At 69.8% G+C, this 16,580-nt stretch carries 14 protein-coding genes; 1 reads left to right on the forward strand and 13 read right to left on the reverse strand.

All coding sequences use genetic code 11. The features are described 5' to 3' along the window. Positions 1–64 precede the first annotated feature (64 nt). The 8 genes from JHN63_RS09295 to JHN63_RS09330 all read right to left on the reverse strand — a co-directional run bounded on the left by JHN63_RS09295 (position 65) and on the right by JHN63_RS09330 (position 9,995). Positions 65–1,342 carry a thymidine phosphorylase gene (locus JHN63_RS09295; RefSeq protein ID WP_200678823.1) on the reverse strand — a complete coding sequence of 426 codons (1,278 nt, stop codon included), beginning with the start codon at positions 1,340–1,342 and terminating at the stop codon, positions 65–67. Positions 1,343–1,440: 98 nt separating this feature from the next. Then, the gene (locus JHN63_RS09300) at positions 1,441–1,851 is read right to left on the reverse strand and encodes a cytidine deaminase (protein WP_200678727.1); all 411 of its coding nucleotides are present in this window, start codon (positions 1,849–1,851) and stop codon (positions 1,441–1,443) included. After that, positions 1,848–3,110 carry an ABC transporter permease gene (locus JHN63_RS09305; protein ID WP_200678730.1) on the reverse strand — a complete coding sequence of 421 codons (1,263 nt, stop codon included), beginning with the start codon at positions 3,108–3,110 and terminating at the stop codon, positions 1,848–1,850. Before JHN63_RS09305 ends, JHN63_RS09300 begins: the two co-directional genes overlap by 4 nt. After that, positions 3,107–4,234 carry an ABC transporter permease gene (locus JHN63_RS09310; protein WP_200678732.1) on the reverse strand — a complete coding sequence of 376 codons (1,128 nt, stop codon included), beginning with the start codon at positions 4,232–4,234 and terminating at the stop codon, positions 3,107–3,109. The genes JHN63_RS09305 and JHN63_RS09310 overlap by 4 nt, the downstream gene beginning before the upstream one ends. After that, the gene (locus JHN63_RS09315; RefSeq protein WP_200678824.1) at positions 4,231–5,934 is read right to left on the reverse strand and encodes an ABC transporter ATP-binding protein; all 1,704 of its coding nucleotides are present in this window, start codon (positions 5,932–5,934) and stop codon (positions 4,231–4,233) included. The genes JHN63_RS09310 and JHN63_RS09315 overlap by 4 nt, the downstream gene beginning before the upstream one ends. A 225-nt stretch (positions 5,935–6,159) precedes the next feature. Continuing rightward, entirely contained in the window at positions 6,160–7,221 is a 1,062-nt protein-coding gene (locus JHN63_RS09320; RefSeq protein ID WP_200678734.1) for a BMP family protein, read from the reverse strand. A gap of 215 nt (positions 7,222–7,436) precedes the next feature. After that, a complete protein-coding gene (locus JHN63_RS09325; RefSeq protein WP_200678825.1) occupies positions 7,437–8,477 on the reverse strand; it encodes a BMP family protein in 1,041 nt (346 codons plus the stop codon). 288 nt (positions 8,478–8,765) lie between these two features. Continuing rightward, positions 8,766–9,995, reverse strand: coding sequence for a M20 family metallopeptidase (locus tag JHN63_RS09330; RefSeq protein ID WP_200678735.1), 1,230 nt, complete (start codon positions 9,993–9,995; stop codon positions 8,766–8,768). Between the two features lie 251 nt (positions 9,996–10,246). On the opposite strand from JHN63_RS09330, the gene JHN63_RS09335 reads away from it, so the two are divergent. Further along, a complete protein-coding gene (locus tag JHN63_RS09335) occupies positions 10,247–10,927 on the forward strand; it encodes a class I SAM-dependent methyltransferase (protein ID WP_200678736.1) in 681 nt (226 codons plus the stop codon). Here JHN63_RS09335 and JHN63_RS09340 read toward each other — a convergent pair. From JHN63_RS09340 to JHN63_RS09360, 5 genes are read right to left on the reverse strand one after another with little or no spacing between them, the layout of a single operon-like run. Further along, positions 10,903–11,760 (reverse strand): hypothetical protein, encoded by an 858-nt coding sequence (locus JHN63_RS09340; RefSeq protein ID WP_200678737.1) that lies wholly within the window; start codon positions 11,758–11,760, stop codon positions 10,903–10,905. The genes JHN63_RS09335 and JHN63_RS09340 overlap by 25 nt on opposite strands. 35 nt (positions 11,761–11,795) lie before the next feature. After that, entirely contained in the window at positions 11,796–12,884 is a 1,089-nt protein-coding gene (locus JHN63_RS09345) for a hypothetical protein (protein WP_200678738.1), read from the reverse strand. A gap of 54 nt (positions 12,885–12,938) precedes the next feature. Next, positions 12,939–13,877: an N-acetylneuraminate synthase family protein gene (locus JHN63_RS09350; RefSeq protein ID WP_200678739.1), complete on the reverse strand. Its 939-nt coding sequence runs from the start codon at positions 13,875–13,877 to the stop codon at positions 12,939–12,941. Between the two features lie 14 nt (positions 13,878–13,891). Continuing rightward, positions 13,892–15,193, reverse strand: a complete 1,302-nt coding sequence (locus JHN63_RS09355; RefSeq protein ID WP_200678740.1) for an N-acylneuraminate cytidylyltransferase — start codon at positions 15,191–15,193, stop codon at positions 13,892–13,894. Between the two features lie 32 nt (positions 15,194–15,225). Then, on the reverse strand, positions 15,226–16,545 hold the full coding sequence (locus JHN63_RS09360) for a DUF6716 putative glycosyltransferase (protein ID WP_200678741.1): 1,320 nt from the start codon (positions 16,543–16,545) through the stop codon (positions 15,226–15,228). Between the last annotated feature and the right edge of the window lie 35 nt (positions 16,546–16,580).

Below are 16,580 nucleotides of genomic sequence, written 5' to 3' on the forward strand. Positions count from 1 at the left end.
TGAACAGCCCTAAGGGGGCCGGGATTTGAACCCCAGCCCCCCGCTCCTCCCCCACAACCACCGATCAGGCGATGCGCTCCAGCACCACCGGTGAAGCCGTGAACGGCGACCCCTCTGCGCCGATGTCGTAGGAACCCTTGACCGCCTCCAGGGCGTAGTCGAAGCGCTCCGGTGTGTCCGTGTGCAGGGTCAGTAGGGGCTGGCCTGCTGTGACCGTGTCTCCCGGCTTGGCGTGCATCTGTACTCCCGCGCCTGCCTGGACCGGGTCCTCCTTGCGCGCGCGTCCCGCGCCGAGGCGCCAGGCCGCGATGCCGATGTCGTAGGCGTCGAGGCGGGTCAGGACGCCGGACGTCGAAGCAGTGACCACATGCTGCTCACGGGCCACCGGCAGCTCCGCGTCCGGGTCGCCGCCCTGGGCGGCGATCATCCGGCGCCAGACGTCCATCGCGGAACCGTCCGCCAGGGCCTTCGCCGGGTCGGCGTCCTTCACTCCCGCCGCGTCGAGCATCTCTCGGGCCAGGGCGATCGTCAGCTCGACCACGTCCGAGGGGCCACCTCCCGCCAACACCTCGACGGATTCCCGGACTTCGAGGGCGTTGCCGGCCGTCAGGCCCAGCGGGGTCGACATGTCCGTCAGCAGCGCGACCGTCTTCACGCCGTGGTCCGTGCCCAAGCCCACCATCGTGGACGCCAGTTCACGCGCGTCCTCGATCGTCTTCATGAACGCGCCCGTGCCGACCTTCACGTCCAGGACCAGCGAGCCCGTGCCCTCGGCGATCTTCTTCGACATGATGGACGAGGCGATCAGGGGGATCGCCTCGACCGTTCCCGTCACGTCACGCAGGGCGTACAGCTTCTTGTCGGCCGGAGCCAGGCCGTCGCCCGCCGCGCAGATCACCGCGCCCGTGTTCTCCAGGACCGACAGCATCTCCTCGTTCGAGAGCAGGGCACGCCAGCCGGGGATCGACTCCAGCTTGTCGAGGGTGCCGCCGGTGTGGCCGAGGCCTCGGCCGGAGAGCTGGGGGACGGCCGCGCCGCAGGCCGCGACCAGGGGGGCCAGCGGGAGCGTGATCTTGTCGCCGACGCCGCCCGTCGAGTGCTTGTCGGCGGTCGGGCGGGACAGGGACGAGAAGTCCATGCGCTCGCCGGAGGCGATCATCGCGGCGGTCCAGGTGGCGATCTCCCGGCGGTTCATGCCGTTGAGGAGGATCGCCATGTTGAGGGCGGCCATCTGGTAGTCGGCCACCTCCCCGCGGGTGTACGCGTCGATGACCCAGTCGATCTGCTCGTCGCTCAGTTCACCGCGGTCCCGCTTGGTGCGGATGACGGAGATGGCGTCCATCGAGACTTGCGCCATGGCTTGGCTTTCCTTCCGAACGTTCTAGAAAATGTGCGGCCCCGCCGAGGGGGATGGACCAACTCGGCGGGGCCGTACGGGAGTTACCTGGTGAGATGGTCCGGCCCGAAGGCCTGCGGGAGCATCTCCGAGAGCGCGAGGATCCCCGCCGGTGTGTCCAGCAGCAGACCCGGGCCCCCGAACTCGTACAACAACTGCCGGCAGCGGCCGCACGGGACGAGGATGTCGCCCTTGCCGTCGACGCAGGTGAAGTGCGTCAACCGGCCGCCGCCGGTGCGCTGGAGGTCGGAGACCAGTCCGCACTCGGCGCACAGGCCGAGGCCGTACGACGCGTTCTCCACATTGCAGCCGGAGACCGTGCGGCCGTCGTCGACGCGGGCGGCGACCCCCACGGGATAGCCCGAGTACGGCGCGTAGGCGTGGGACATCGCCTCCCGTGCCTCGGCGCGCAGTTCGTCCCAGTCGACGGCCAACTCGGCGGCGGGCGAGGTCACTTGCCCTGTCCCTTCCGGTACGGCAGGCCGTCCGCCTTCGGCATCCGCAGATGCTGCGCGGACAGCGAGAGCACCAGCAGGGTGACGATGTACGGGCTGGCGCCGACCAGTTGGGTCGGGACGGAGTCGGTGGTGGCGTACCAGACGAACATCAGGGCGCCGAGGACGGCGGTGACGACGGCGGGGACGTACCGCTTCTTCCAGACCATGTAGGCGCAGCCCGCGACCAGCAGGAAGCCGAGCAGCAGGATCAGCGCGTGCACGTTGGTGGAGCCGCCGCGCAGGTTGAGGCTGTCGGTGTAGCCGAACAGGCCCGCGCCGAGGGCGAGTCCGCCCGGCATCCAGTTGCCGAAGATCATCGAGGCGAGGCCGATGTAGCCGCGGCCGCCGGTCTGGCCGTCGAGGTAGACGTTGGACGCGACGATCGACAGGAAGGCGCCGCCGAGGCCGGCGAAGCCGCCGGAGATGATCACGGCGATGTACTTGTACTTGTAGACGTTGACGCCGAGGGACTCGGCGGCCACCGGGTTCTCGCCGCAGGAGCGCAGGCGCAGGCCGAAGGCGGTGCGCCACAGCACCCACCAGGTGGCCGGTACGAGCGCCACCGCGATGACGGTGAGCGGGGAGAGGTCGGTGATCAGACCGCCGATCAGGCCCGCGAGGTCGGAGAGCAGGAACCAGTGCTTCTCGTTGAGCTTGTCCAGCCAGGTGGACAGCCCGGGGATGTCGAAGGTGCCCAGGGAGTCGATCGGCGGGGACTGCTTGGCGGAGCCCTGCTCGGTGTCGGCGAAGGTGAACTTCGAGAGGTATCGGGTGGTGCCCAGCGCCAGGATGTTGATGGCGACACCGGAGACGATGTGGTTGACGTTGAACGTCACCGTCGCGATGGCGTGCAGCAGCGCGCCGAGGCAGCCGCCGATGATGCCGAAGACGATGCCGACCCACGGACCCCACTGGTAGCCGGCCCAGGCGCCGAACCAGGTGCCGAGGATCATCATGCCCTCGAGGCCGATGTTGACGACGCCCGCGCGCTCGGCCCAGAGGCCGCCGAGACCGGCGAGGCCGATCGGCACGGCGGCGCGAAGGGCCGTGGACATCTGGCCGGTGGACGTGATGCCGTCCGCGCCCGTGATCAGGCGGACGATCGACGTGAGGATCAGCGCGCCCGCGACGACGAGCAGGAGCACGGGGAGGGAGAATCGGCGTCCGCCCTTGCCGGGCTGCTGCGCCTGCGGCTTGGCGATGGTCGCGGTACTCATCGGGCCGCCACCTCCTTCTTCTCGGAGTTGTTCCGGGCGGCGGCTGCGAGTTCGGCGCCGACGCGGCTCTGCTGGCGGCGCAGGCCCCAGGTGCGGACGACCTCGTAGGAGATGACGACCGCGAAGACGATCAGGCCCTGCATGATCGTCGCGATCTCCTTCTGGTACGCGACCGGGGTCGCGTAGTCCAGGGCGGGAGACGCCTTGTCGAGGAAGGCCCACAGGAGGGCCGCGAGGGCGATGCCGCCCGGGTTGTTGCGGCCGAGGAGGGCGATGCCGATGGCGGTGAAGCCCAGGCCCTCGGGGAAGGTGAGGCTGTAGGTGTGGCTGTCGCCGAGCAGCAGCGGCAGACCGGCGAGGCCCGCGACACCGCCGGAGATCAGCATCGCGGTGAGCGTCATGCGCTTGGCGTCGACGCCGGAGGCCGCGGCGGCGGACTCGGACTCGCCGGTGGCGCGCAGGTCGAACCCGAAGCGGGTGCGGTTGAGGACGAGCCAGTACAGGACGCCCATGATCGCGGCGAGGAAGACCAGGCCGTAGATCTCGCCGACGTCCGAGCCCATGTCGATGCCCGGGATCCAGCCGGACTTCTCCATGATGCCGGTCGTCATGTTGTTGCCGACCTGCACGCCCCAGGTGTTGGTCTGCGTGAGGTAGAGGATCAGGCTGGTGGCGATCGCGTTCAGCATGATCGTGGCGACGACCTCGCTGACCCCTCGGGTGACCTTGAGGACACCCGCGATACCGGCCCAGAAGGCGCCGGTGAGGATCGCGACCAGGAGCAGCAGCGGCACCTGGAGGACGGCCGGCAGGCCGACGTGCGCGCCGACGACCGCGGTCATCACGGCGCCGAGCCGGTACTGGCCGTCGACGCCGATGTTGAACAGGTTCATCCGGAAGCCGAGGGCGACCGCCAGGGCGGCGATGTAGTACATCGACGCCTGGTTGATGATCAGCACCTGGACGTCGGAGTACCCGATCTGCTGGAGCATCAGGTTGTACGGCTCGATCGGGTTCTTGCCCGAGGCGAGCAGCACGACCGAGGTCAGCAGGATCGCGGCGACCAGCGCCATGACCGGGCCGGCCACGGCGAGGAGCACGCGCTCCTTGTCGAACTTCTTCATCGGGCCTCGTCCTCCGGGGCGGCGGTGTCGTCCGTGTTTTCTACGGTGCTGTCCGCGCCGTCTGCTGCTTCCTCGACGTGTTCGAGGTGACCGGACGCGGCGCCGGTCATGGCCGAGCCGAGTTCCTCGGGGGTGACGGTGGCCGGGTCGGCGTCGGCGACCAGCCTGCCGTCGTAGATCACGCGCAGGGTGTCCGACAGGCCGATCAGCTCGTCGAGGTCGGCGGAGATCAGCAGCACGGCCAGGCCCTCGCGGCGGGCCTCGCGGATCTGGTCCCAGATCGCGGCCTGCGCGCCGACGTCCACACCGCGGGTGGGGTGGGCGGCGATCAGGAACTTCGGCTTGTGGCTCATCTCGCGGCCGACGATCAGCTTCTGCTGGTTGCCGCCGGAGAGGGAGGCGGCGGTGACGTCGATGCCGGGGGTGCGGACGTCGTACTCCTCGACGATCCGGCGGGTGTCGGCCTGGGCGCCCTTGATGTCGAGCCACATGCCCTTGGCGTTGGGCTTCTCGGTGACGTGGCCGAGGATGCGGTTCTCCCAGAGCGGGGCTTCCAGGAGGAGGCCGTGGCGGTGGCGGTCCTCGGGGATGTAGCCGATGCCCTGTTCGCGGCGCTTGCGGGTGGCCCAGGGGGTGATGTCGTCGCCGAGGAAGCCGATGGTGCCGGAGTCGGCGTTCTTCAGGCCGATCAGCGCGTCGATCAACTCGGTCTGGCCGTTGCCCTCGACGCCGGCGATGCCCATGACCTCACCGGCGTGGATGGTGAAGGTGACGTCGTCCAGGACGCGCTTGGCGGCGCCGGCCGTGGGGGCGAGGTCGCCGAGCAGGCCGCCGGCCGTGGGCTCGGACTCGGCGCCGAGGGAGGCGCCGCCGCTCGCGTAGACGGTGAGGCCCTTGACCTCGATGACGGGCTGGTCGGTGACCGTGGACTCGGCGGTCTCCGGGGTGGGCAGTTCGCTGCCGACCATCATCTCGGCGAGCTGGCGGGGGGTCGTCGCGGAGGGGACGGCCGTGCCGACGGTGGTGCCGCGCCGGATGACGGTGATCTCGTCGGCGACGGAGAGGACCTCGCCCAGCTTGTGCGAGATGAAGATGACGGCGAGGCCCTCGGACTTCAGCTCGCGCAGGTTGCTGAAGAGGGCGTCGACCTCCTGCGGGACCAGGACGGCGGTGGGCTCGTCCAGGATCAGGGTGCGGGCGCCGCGGTAGAGGACCTTGAGGATCTCCACGCGCTGGCGCTCGGCGACACCGAGGCTCTCGACGAGGACGTCCGCGCGGACGCTCAGGCCGTAGCGGTCGGAGATCTCCTTGATCTTCTTGCGGGCGCCGCCGCCGATGCCGTGCAGCTTCTCGCTGCCCAGGACGACGTTCTCCAGGACGGTGAGGTTGTCGGCGAGCATGAAGTGCTGGTGGACCATGCCGATGCCGCGGGCGATGGCGTCGGCCGGGGAGGAGAAGGTGACCTGCTCGCCGTCGACGGCGATGGTGCCCTCGTCCGGCTTCTGCATGCCGTAGAGGATCTTCATCAGGGTCGACTTGCCGGCGCCGTTCTCGCCGACGAGGGCGTGCACGGTGCCTTTGCTGACACTGAGGTGGATGTCGCTGTTGGCGACGACACCCGGGAAGCGCTTGGTGATCCCCACCAGCTCGACCGCGATCGTCGACCGATCGCCGAGTGGAGGGTTGCTGGACGCGTCGATGGCGAACTCTCCTTGTGGAAAGGGGCCTCTCTACGCGCGTAGCGCCCCTGCTTTAAATAGTGCCCGGACCTGATCGGTTCTCGACTGGCATCCGATCCGTTCCGAGCATTCTGCCGCGCGAACGGGGCGTGGGCAGACATCCTCCCCACACCCCGTTCCGTGGCCGTAACGCTGTCATTACAGCGCTCTTTTGGCCATGGTCCTGACTGGCCTAGAACCTACGGTTCAGGAGGTCTTGACCTTGATCGAGCCGTCCTTGATGCCCGCCTCGGCCTTCGCGAGGGCGGCCTGGAGGGTGGCGTTGTTCTTGAAGGTCGGGTTCGAGTCGGCCAGGCCCACCGCGCCGTTGCTCAGCGAGCCGCGGATCTCGCCACTCAGCGGCTTCTTGTCCTTGATGACGGACTTGGAGAGGTCGTAGACCGCGCCCGCGACGTTCTTCAGGGCCGAGGTGAGGATGTACGGCTTGTACTTGGCCAGCGCCGCCTGGTTGTACTGGTCGGAGTCCACACCGATCGCCCACACCTTGTGCGCGGCGGCGGACTTGATGACGCCCTGGCCGGAGAGACCGGCGGCCGCGAAGACCACGTCCGCGCCGGCCTCGATCTGACCGTCGGCCGCGGCCTCGCCCTTGTCGGGGCTGGAGAAGCCACCCTGGGCGGCGGTCTGGGTCAGGTACTGCGCCTTGACCGTGACGCCCTTCTTGGTGTCCTTGACGCCCTGCTCGAAGCCCGCCTCGAACTTGTGGATCAGGGGGACGTCCACGCCGCCGATGAAGCCGACGGTGTTGGTCTTGGTGGTCAGCGCGGCGGTGACGCCGGCCAGGTACGAGGACTGCTCCTCGTGGAAGACCATGTCGGCGACGTTGGCGGCGGTGATGGTGTTGTCGTCGATGATGCCGAAGGTGACCTTCGGGAACTTCGCGGCGGCTTCCTTGACGGCGGGGGCGTAGGCGAAGCCGACACCGATCACCGGGTTGTAGCCGGACCTGGCGAGGGTCTCCAGGCGCTGCACCTTGTCCGCGTCGGACTCGTTGTCCTGCGGCTCGACGTCACGGCCGCTGACGCCGAAGTCCTTCTCGGCCTTCACCAGACCGGCGTAGGCGGCGTCGTTGAAGGACTGGTCGCCCTTGCCGCCGACGTCGTAGGCAAGACCAATTCCCTTGGACGTGCCGGCACTGCTGGAGCTGCTGGAGCTGGACTCGCTGGACGAGCTGCCGCAGGCGGAGACGGTTACTGCAAGAGCTGCGGTTGCAACGCCTGCAACCGCGATTCGGGACACCCGGCGCATGGAACGAGACTCCTTCGTGCAAGCGCCCAAACCAGGCGCTGGTTCCGCCGCAGCGTAACGCGCGTAGACCAGACGGAAAACCCCATCTGTCCGGTCCGTTATAGAGCTGTGGCCACAGATGGTGGCCAGCGTACGGACAGCCTGGCGCCCCTTGCGGGAGGCAAGGGGCGCCAGGCTGCAACGATGCCCGTAGGGCGTAGTGCTGCGGGGTAGTTCTACTTGGTGTTGACGGTGATCTTGCCGGAGATGATGTCCGCCTTCGCCTTGTCCACCGCGGCGACGGCGGCCGTCATGGCCTTGTACTTCGGGTTGGTGTCGGAGAAGCCGACGCCGTCGTTGTCGAGGCCGTAGCGGACCACGCCGGTCTTGGGCTTGCCCTCGTAGACGGACTTCACCAGGTCGTAGACGGCGCCGCCGACGTTCTTCAGCGCCGAGCCGAGGATGGCGTCCTTGTACTTGGCGAGCGCAGCCTGCTCGTACTGGTCGGAGTCCACACCGATGGCCCAGATGCCCTTGGCGGAGGCCTCGGAGATGACGCCCTGGCCGGAGAGACCGGCGGCCGCGTAGATGACGTCCGCGCCCGCGTCGATCTGGCCGCTCGCCGCGTCCTTGCCCTTGTCGGGGCTGGAGAAGCCGCCCTGGGCCGCGGTCTGCGTCAGGTACTGCGACTCGATCTTGATGTTCGGGTTGACGGACTTGGCGCCCTGGTCGAAGCCCGCCTCGAACTTGTGGATCAGCGGGACGTCGACGCCACCGATGAAGCCGATGTGGTTCTTCTTGGTCGCCTTGGCCGCGGCGACGCCCGCCAGGTACGAGGACTGCTCCTCGTGGAAGACGAGGTCGGCCACGTTGGCGGCCTTGTCCTGCTCGTCGTCGATGATGCCGAACGTGATGTTCGGGAACTTCGCGGCGGCCTCCTTGACGGCGGGCGCGTAGGCGAAGCCGACACCGATCACCGGGTTGTAGCCGGCCGTGGCCAGGCTCTCCAGGCGCTGCACCTTGTCCGCGTCGGACTCGTTGTCCTGCGGCTCGATGTCGCGGCCGGTGAGGTTGAACTCCTTCTCGGCCTTCTGGAAACCGGCGTAGGCCGCGTCGTTGAAGGACTGGTCGCCCTTGCCGCCGACGTCGTAGGCCAGGCCGATGCCCTTGCCGGTGTACTTGCCGGACGAGGACGACGAACTGTCGGTGGCCTTGTCGGCATCCTTGCTGGAGCTACCGCAGGCGGTGGCCGCGAGGGCGATGACCGTGACGGCCACCGCTGCTTGGGAGAACTTCGTCCTCCGAGTTGTCTGACGCACAGCAAGCACTCCTTCGTCCCCACGGCACCGTTGTCGGACCGCTTCCCCAAGCCGCCGCCACTGTGGCGATTTCCGCGCACAGTAACGCGCGTAGACGAGGAGGGGAACGGGGTTTCTCCTTGCCGTTACCGGATCGTGCCGCCACCGCGTTACGTTCACGCGCCGGTGGTTACACCCGGGTGACACAAGGGGACGTAGGGGTACCGAACGGGCACCCCCACGGCCGCCTGTTCCAAGGAGTCCCGCTCAGAGCGCGGCGTCGATCAGCGCGGCGGCGGTGAACAGTTCCACGCCGACCGTGATCGCGGACTCGTCGGCGTCGAAGTCGCCCTGGTGGAGGTCGCGCACGGTCCGCTCCCCCGGGGTCCGCACCCCGAGCCGGGCCATCGCGCCGGGCACGTGCTCCAGGTACCAGGAGAAGTCCTCGCCGCCCAGGCTCTGCTCGGTGTCCTCGACGGAGAGCGGGCCGCGCCGCGCCACCATCGCGTCCCGCAGCAGCTCGGTGACGAGCACGTCGTTGACCACCGGCGGCACCCCGCGCACGTACTCGATCGCGGACTTGGCCCGGTACAGCCCGGCGACCTCGTCGATCGCCGCGTGCACGACGTCGGGCGCCTGCCGCCAGGCGTCGAGATCGAGACACCGTACGGTGCCGGACAGCTCGGCGTGCTGCGGGATGACGTTGGGCGCGTGGCCGGACTCGATCCGCCCCCAGGTCACGGAGACCCCGCTGCGCGCGTCCATCCGGCGCGAGACGATCACGGGCACGTCGGTGGCGACCCGGGCGGCGGCGGTCACCAGGTCGGTGGTGAGGTGCGGCCGGGCGGTGTGCCCGCCGGGGCCGTCGAGGGAGACCTCCAGCCGGTCGCAGGCAGAGGTGATGGGGCCGACCCGCAGCCCGATCCGCCCGCTGTCGACCCTGGGGTCGCAGTGCACGGCGATGATCCGCCCCACTCCGTCCAGCACCCCGCACTCGATGGCGTCGGCCGCGCCGCCGGGCAGGATCTCCTCGGCGGGCTGGAAGAGCAGCCGTACGGCCCGCGGCAGCAGTCCCTGTTCGTGCAGCCGGGCGAGCACGAGGCCGGCACCGAGCACCACGGTGGTGTGCACGTCGTGGCCGCAGGCGTGGGCGCGGTCGGGCACGGTGGAGCGGTACGCGCACTCACTCTTCGTGTCCGGGATGGGCAGGGCGTCGATGTCGGCGCGCAGCGCGAGCATGGGTACGGCCGCGTCACGCGGGCCGATGTCACAGACGAGCCCGGTCCCGATGGCGAGGACGCGCGGCTGGAGACCGGCCTGTTCCAGCCTGGCCTTGATCGCGGCGGTGGTCCGGAACTCCTGGTTGCCCAGCTCGGGGTGCATGTGCAAGTCGCGCCGGAACGCGACGAGTTCGGCACGCAGGTCCTCCGGCAGGGTGCCCGGAAGCACATTCCCGACGGACTCGACCTCGGACTCTGCCTCGGACTCTGGTGACATCAATTGCTTCACCCTCTGAAGGGTAGGGCGCCCGGGTGGTCAACTGACCCTCGATCAACAAAAGTTCAACCCGTTAGTCGAAGAAAATCTGACCGCCGGCCGCATAGCTGCTTGCTGGGATGGGTAGGCTTCCCGCTCCTTCTGGGATACCACGCCTCACCACAGCACAGCTTGAACCGTCCGTATCGCGGAATCCTCACCGCCACGCGACGCTACGGCTACGCAGCGTGCCCTTGGTAGGGTCCGCCGACGTGACCGACCCGAACGCGGCTGTGACCGCGGACTTCATAGAGGCCACCCGCTCCTCCTACGACGCGATCGCCCCCGCGTACAGCGCCGAGCACCCCGACGGGCTGGGCGAGGGCCCTGTCGAGACCGCCCTGCTGACCGCCTTCGCCGAGCTCGTCCGTACGGCGGGGGCCGAGGCCCCGGTGGCCGACGTCGGCAGCGGCCCCGGCTATGTGACCGCCCGCCTGAACGCCCTCGGGGTCCAGGCCTTCGGCATCGACCTCTCCCCGCACATGGTGGCCCTGGCCCGCGAGGCGCACCCCCGGCTCCGGTTCCAGGTCGGCTCGATGACGTCCCTGGACGTAGCGGACGGGACCCTCGGCGGCATCATCGCCCTCTACTCGACGATCCACATCCCGGACGCCGACCTGCCCCGTGTCCTCGCCGAGTTCCACCGGGCCCTACGGCCGGGCGGTCAGGTCCTCCTCGCGTTCCAGGCCTCGGAGGGCGAGCACATCCACATGACCGAGCGTTACGGCCAGGAGATCGCGCTCGACTACTACTTCCGCACCCCGGCCCGGATCGCCACGTTCCTCACGGAGGCGGGCCTGACCCTCGCCGCGCAGGCCCGCGTGGAACCCACGGGCCAGCAGAGGTGGGGCCGCGCCTTCACCCTGGCTCACAAGCCTTCGGCTTCCGAATGAACGGTGGCGGTGAGGAGCAGGGGTGACCGCACCCCGAGCCGGGCGGCACAGTCGGCGACGGTCGCGGCCAGCCAGCCGATCGCGTCGCAGGACCACTCGGCGAGTTCACCGCGCAGGGTCATGCCGTGCAGGGGCGGCCCGTTCCAGAAGGCGTCGTGGAAGAGCGGCGCAAGGGCAGCGCCCCGCTCGGTGACGTCGTGGTCCCCGCAGGTGAAGACGTCCTGGTCCAACTCCGCGATGTCGTCGGCGAGTTGACGCGCGACGGCCGGGATCACCGGATCGCGTCCGCTGTTGACGCGGACGTCCACCGGGGCCCTGGCCGCCGGGTCGCGCTCGCCGAACCACTCGGTGGTGAGCAGGGAGGGTACGGCGGCGTAGGGCGGCCGTGCCCCGGGATCGATGCCCTGGACCGGCAGCAGCACCTGCACGGCGGAGAGCCGTACGGTACCGATCCGTGCCGTCACGTCCTGGGCGCAGCGGAGGAACGGCTGGACGGGGAGCGGCCGTTCGGCCACCACGGCACCGGCCTCGGCCTGGAACCAGGAGACGAGTCCGGCGCCGGGCGCGGCTCCGGGGTGGGTCCAGCCCGCGTCGTTCATGGCCCAGAGCCCCGGGCCGCCCACCGGACGCTCCTCGCCGGTGCGTCCCGAGATCCGGATCCCCCGGTCGTCCAGCCAGCCCATGGCGAGCGAGTGCCGGTGGAACAGCTGGTACGCGTCGTGCTCGGAGTCGGGGTCGTGCCAGGGGTGCGGGGTGAGGTCGCCGTAGAGGGCGGCGAACAGGGTGCCGGCTGCGGGAGTGGTCGTAGGCGCGATTCCTGGTTGTGGTTGCACGCCTTGAGCGTGCCAGGCCGCCCCCGCCGGCCGGGCTAGGCCACCGTCACCGCCGACAACCGGTGGACGTCCCGCGCCGTCCCCGTGACTCCCGACAGGAACCCCTGCGCGCGGGGCGAGGCGTTCTCCGTGAGCCATGCGGGGTCGATTTCGCACACCGCGACGCGGACCTCCGTGCCGACCAGGGCCAGCGGCAGGGTGTGCACGACGGTCGAGGGGAAGCTGAGGATCGTACGGCCGATGGGGCCGCGGCGGGCGATCAGCTCCAGGGGGAGGTCCGGGCGGACGATCTCCAGGCCCGTCTCGACCGCCAGGCGGTGGAGTTTCTCCGTGGATTCGCGGCGGTGGGCGAAGTAGCGGGTCGCGCCGTGCGTCTTGGCGAGGGTGGCGACCGCCTCCAGGTAGCGGTCATTGTCCACCACGCCGGTCTCCACCAGGGACGTGCCGACCATGTCGGCGCCCTTGGTGATGCGGGGCGGGCCGAAGGTGGCGCGGGTCCAGGCGAAGGCGTTGGCCGTGATCGTGACGCCCTCGGGGGTCGTCTCGATCGGCATGGACGAGAAGATCTCCACCTTGCGGCGGGTGCTCGGGGTCAGCCGGCGGCGGGCCGCCGAGGAGACCGGGGCGAAGATCAGGTCGCGCGGGCCGGGGCGGCCGCCCTTGCGGTGCCAGCGCACCAGGCGTTCGCCGCTGGCGAGTTGGGCGACGAACTCCATCGTCGCGGTGCCGTCGTCGACCACCACCAGGTCACGTGCCTTGGTGATCGTCAGCAGCAGTTGTACGTAGCGGGAGAACGGGTCGCCCATGACGATCCGGTCCGCCTTGCGGAGCAGCCGTGTGAGGCCGCCGATGGTCTGGAAGGGGGCCATGGGTCCACCCCGTGCCTCCTCCCAGCGCACGGTGTGGCCCTCGTCGCGGGCGAGGTCTGCCATGCGGCGCAACTGGCCGCGGGTCATCGGGTCGGTCGGCGACAGGACCACGAGGGTGAGCCCCCCGCCGGGTGCCCCCTCGGCTCGGGGCGCACGCAGGTGCGCCCACTCCAGCACGTTCAGAAGCTGTACCGGACTCTCCACGAACGCGAGAGTGTGGGGGGTGAGACCGGCTGTGCCGGCGTGGGGGCTCATTGTCGTACGACCGTCCCGTGACCGTAAGTGACGCTGCCTCTTAATGGCTCAGACTCAGACCGAGACCGGCTCGCCCGCGGCCGCGGCGATCTCGGCCTCGGCGACGACGCCGTTGACGCGGCGCAGCTTCTTCATCGGGCCGAGCTCCGACTCGTAGACCTTCTTGACGCCGTCGCCGAGGGAGGCCTCGATGGTGCGGATGTCGCGGACGAGGCGGGTCAGGCCCTGCGGCTCGACGGAGGCGGCCTGGTCCGAGCCCCACATGGCGCGGTCGAGGGTGATGTGACGCTCGACGAAGGTGGCGCCGAGCGCGACCGCGGCGAGGGTGGTCTGGAGGCCCGTCTCGTGACCGGAGTAGCCGATCGGCACGTTCGGGTACTCGGCCTGGAGGGTGTTGATGACGCGGAGGTTGAGCTCCTCGGCCACCGCCGGGTAGGTCGAAGTGGCGTGGCACATCAGGATGTTGTCGCTGCCGAGGACCTCGACCGCGTGGCGGATCTGCTTCGGCGTCGACATGCCGGTGGAGAGGATGACCGTACGGCCCGTGGCGCGGAGCGAGCGCAGCAGCTCGTCGTCCGTGAGGGAGGCGGAGGCGACCTTGTGGGCCGGGACGTCGAACTTCTCAAGGAAGGCGACCGCCTCGGTGTCCCACGGGGAGGCGAACCAGTCGATGTTCTTCGACTTGGCGTAGTCGTCGATCTGGCGGTACTCGTCCTCACCGAACTCCACGCGGTGGCGGTAGTCGATGTAGGTCATGCGGCCCCAGGGGGTGTCGCGCTCGATGTCCCACTGGTCGCGCGGGGTGCAGATCTCCGGGGTGCGCTTCTGGAACTTGACGGCGTCGCAGCCGGCCTCGGCGGCGGCGTCGATCAGCTTGAACGCGTTCTCCAGCTCACCGTTGTGGTTGATGCCGATCTCGCCGACGACGTAGACGGGCTGGCCGGGTCCTGCGGTCTTCGAACCGAACTGGCGCAGACGGGAGTTGATGCTCATGACAGCGGGTTTCCTTACTTGGTGAGGGAGTCGAGAGAGGGGCCGAGGATCCAGCTGGCGATCTCTCGGACAGCGCCGTCGCCACCGGCCACGGTGGTGACCGCGCGTGCGGCGCCGCGTACGACGTCGTGGGCGCTCGCGACCGCCACGGGCCAGCCCACGAGGGCGAAGCACGGGAGGTCGTTGACGTCGTTGCCGACGTAGAGCACGCGCTCCGGCGCGATGCCCTGCTCCTCGCACCACTGCTTGAGTGCGAGGTCCTTCCGGTCGATGCCGTGCAGGACCGGGAGCTGGAGCTTCCGGGCCCGGGCGGCGACGACCGGGTTCTGCTCCGAGGACAGGATGAGCATCTTCAGGCCGCTCTTGCGCAGCGCCGCGATACCGAGCCCGTCTCCGCGGTGCACGGAGACGAACTCCCGTCCGTCGGAATCGATCAGCACCCGGTCATCGGTCTGGGTGCCGTCGAAGTCGAGTACGACCGCGTCGATGTCGTCGGCGGTCGGGAGTGAGCCCGGGCGGTCCGCGTCGAACAGCGGGGCCAACGCCCTTGCCCGCGCCAGCTCGTGGGGGTCGTCGATCTCCAACACCCGGGCGGGGTCGGTCCGTACGAGCTCGGTGCGGCCGAAGAAGCGGTGGCCGACCTTGCGGAAGCCGGCCGCGTCCATGCCGTAGACGGCGCCGGTCTCCAGGAAGTCCTGGGGGCGGTCCTGGCGGCGCGGGCGGAAGGACTTGTCGTGGTTGACGCCGTAACCGCCGCTGGTGACAGGGGGGTTGGCGACCTTCGTGGCACCGCCGACCTGACCGGTGGCGGTCGGCTCGACGACCGTGGTGGCCTCGTCGTCCGCGTCGCGCCACACGAAGCCGTGGAAGGGGGCGACGGTGTGCGCGGTGTCGGCGCCGTTCGCGACGATCGCGTCGACGATGCCGTCGACGTCCTCTCGGACGATGAAGGGGCTGGTGCACTGCACGAGCAGGACCACGTCTACGGCCGCGCCGTGCAGGGCCTCGTGGGCGTCCATGGCGTGCAGGACGGCGGCCTCGGAGGTCGCCGTGTCACCGGCGATGGCGGCGGGGCGCAGCACGACCTCGGCGCCGGCCTGGCGGGCGGCGGCGGCGATGGCCTGGTCGTCGGTGGAGACGACCACGTCCGTCACCAGGCGCGAGGCGCGGCACTCGCGGACGGCGCGGGCCACCAGCGGGACGCCGCCGACGGGCGCGAGGTTCTTGGCGGGGACGCCCTTGGAGCCGCCGCGTGCGGGGATCACCGCGAGCACCCGGCGCACCGAAGCGCCTTGGCCCGCTTGCGAGTTGGACATGGGCTCTACTCCTTGAGCGGGAATCCTGACGTTCACAGCTCCCCCATCCGGCGGATGACGGGCGCCACGCGCTGCACTCCGTGGCGGTAGGCGCCGCGCGCGGCTCGGCGCACGATCTGCCGGACGGGCCCCGGCGCCTTGTCCGCGGCCGGGGCGCCGGGCAGCGGGGTGCCGTCGGGGCCGAGGTGGTGGCGGGCGAGGATGCCGGGCAGATAGCCGGGGGCGGTCTCGGGCGTGTAGTACGGCTTCAGGGCGGCCATCTCGCCGCCGGCCAGCAGCTTGGCGATCCGCTCCCGGGCCGCGTCGAAGGCCGTCTCGTACGAGCCGTCGGCCAAGACCCCCTGCCGGGCCACCCACTCCGCGTCCGGCGCCGGCTTGTACCCGGCGTCGAGCTGGTCCCAGGAGGCGAGGCACCCGGAGCCCACGAAGTGGTGGTTGCCGAGCCCCTCGCGGATGCCGAGGTCGGTCAGCACGACGGTGGGGATACGGCGGTGCAGGGACTCCAGCGCGGCCGTCGAGCTGATGGTCACCAGCAGGTCGGTGCGGTCGAGCACCTCGCCCATGTGCCCGTACACCAGGCGGAAGTTGGCGGGCAGGTCCTTGCCCTGGACCAGCTTCTGGTAGGGCAACTCCTCGATGTGCGTGGTGTGTTCGCCGGGCTTGGAGCGCAGCTTGAGCAGCACCTCACGGTTCGGGTGGAAACGGGCGTGCTGGATCGCCCGGTTGAGCAGGTAGTCGCGGTCCCGGCGGTTGTCGGGCACCGAGGGCTGCACCGCGAAGACCACCGTGTAGGGGTCGTGCTCGCCGGTGTAGGTGTCCCCGCCGAGGAACGGCAGGGCGACCTCGGTCACCGAGGAGGAGTCGGCGCCGACGCCGTCGTAGACCTCCTTGAAACGGTCCGCGTCCTGGCGGGAGTTGGCGAGCACGAGGTCCGCGCCGTGCCGGAGCAGCAGACCGTCGGTGAGCTTCTCGTAGACGACGCCGACATAGCCGGTGACGACGACGGGCCGCTCGGTGCGCCCGTCCCAGGCGCGGGCCAGGCCGTGCAGCATCGCCTGCACCCCGCCGCCGACGAGGGAGAGCACGAGGATGTCGTACTGGTCTTCGATGCCTCTCTCCATGACACGCAGGAACTCGACGGCGGTCACCTCGCGGAGGGAGTCGGCGGTGACGCCGACTTCCTTCAGCTGGCGGGCTGTTGGGGTGGCACGACCCCGCAGGAGGTACCCGTCCAAAGAGATGTCCGAATTCGCCGGAGCAATACGGTTCGCGGTGAGCGAACCCCATTTCCACCGGGTGTCGGAATCCGCGAGGACGGCTACTCGCAGGGTCTGCGTTGCACTTGCTGGCACACCGAAGACGCTAGGAAGCCATTCCGTTGATCGGC

It is taken from the genome of Streptomyces sp. MBT65, assembly GCF_016612545.1.
Classification (GTDB): domain Bacteria; phylum Actinomycetota; class Actinomycetes; order Streptomycetales; family Streptomycetaceae; genus Streptomyces.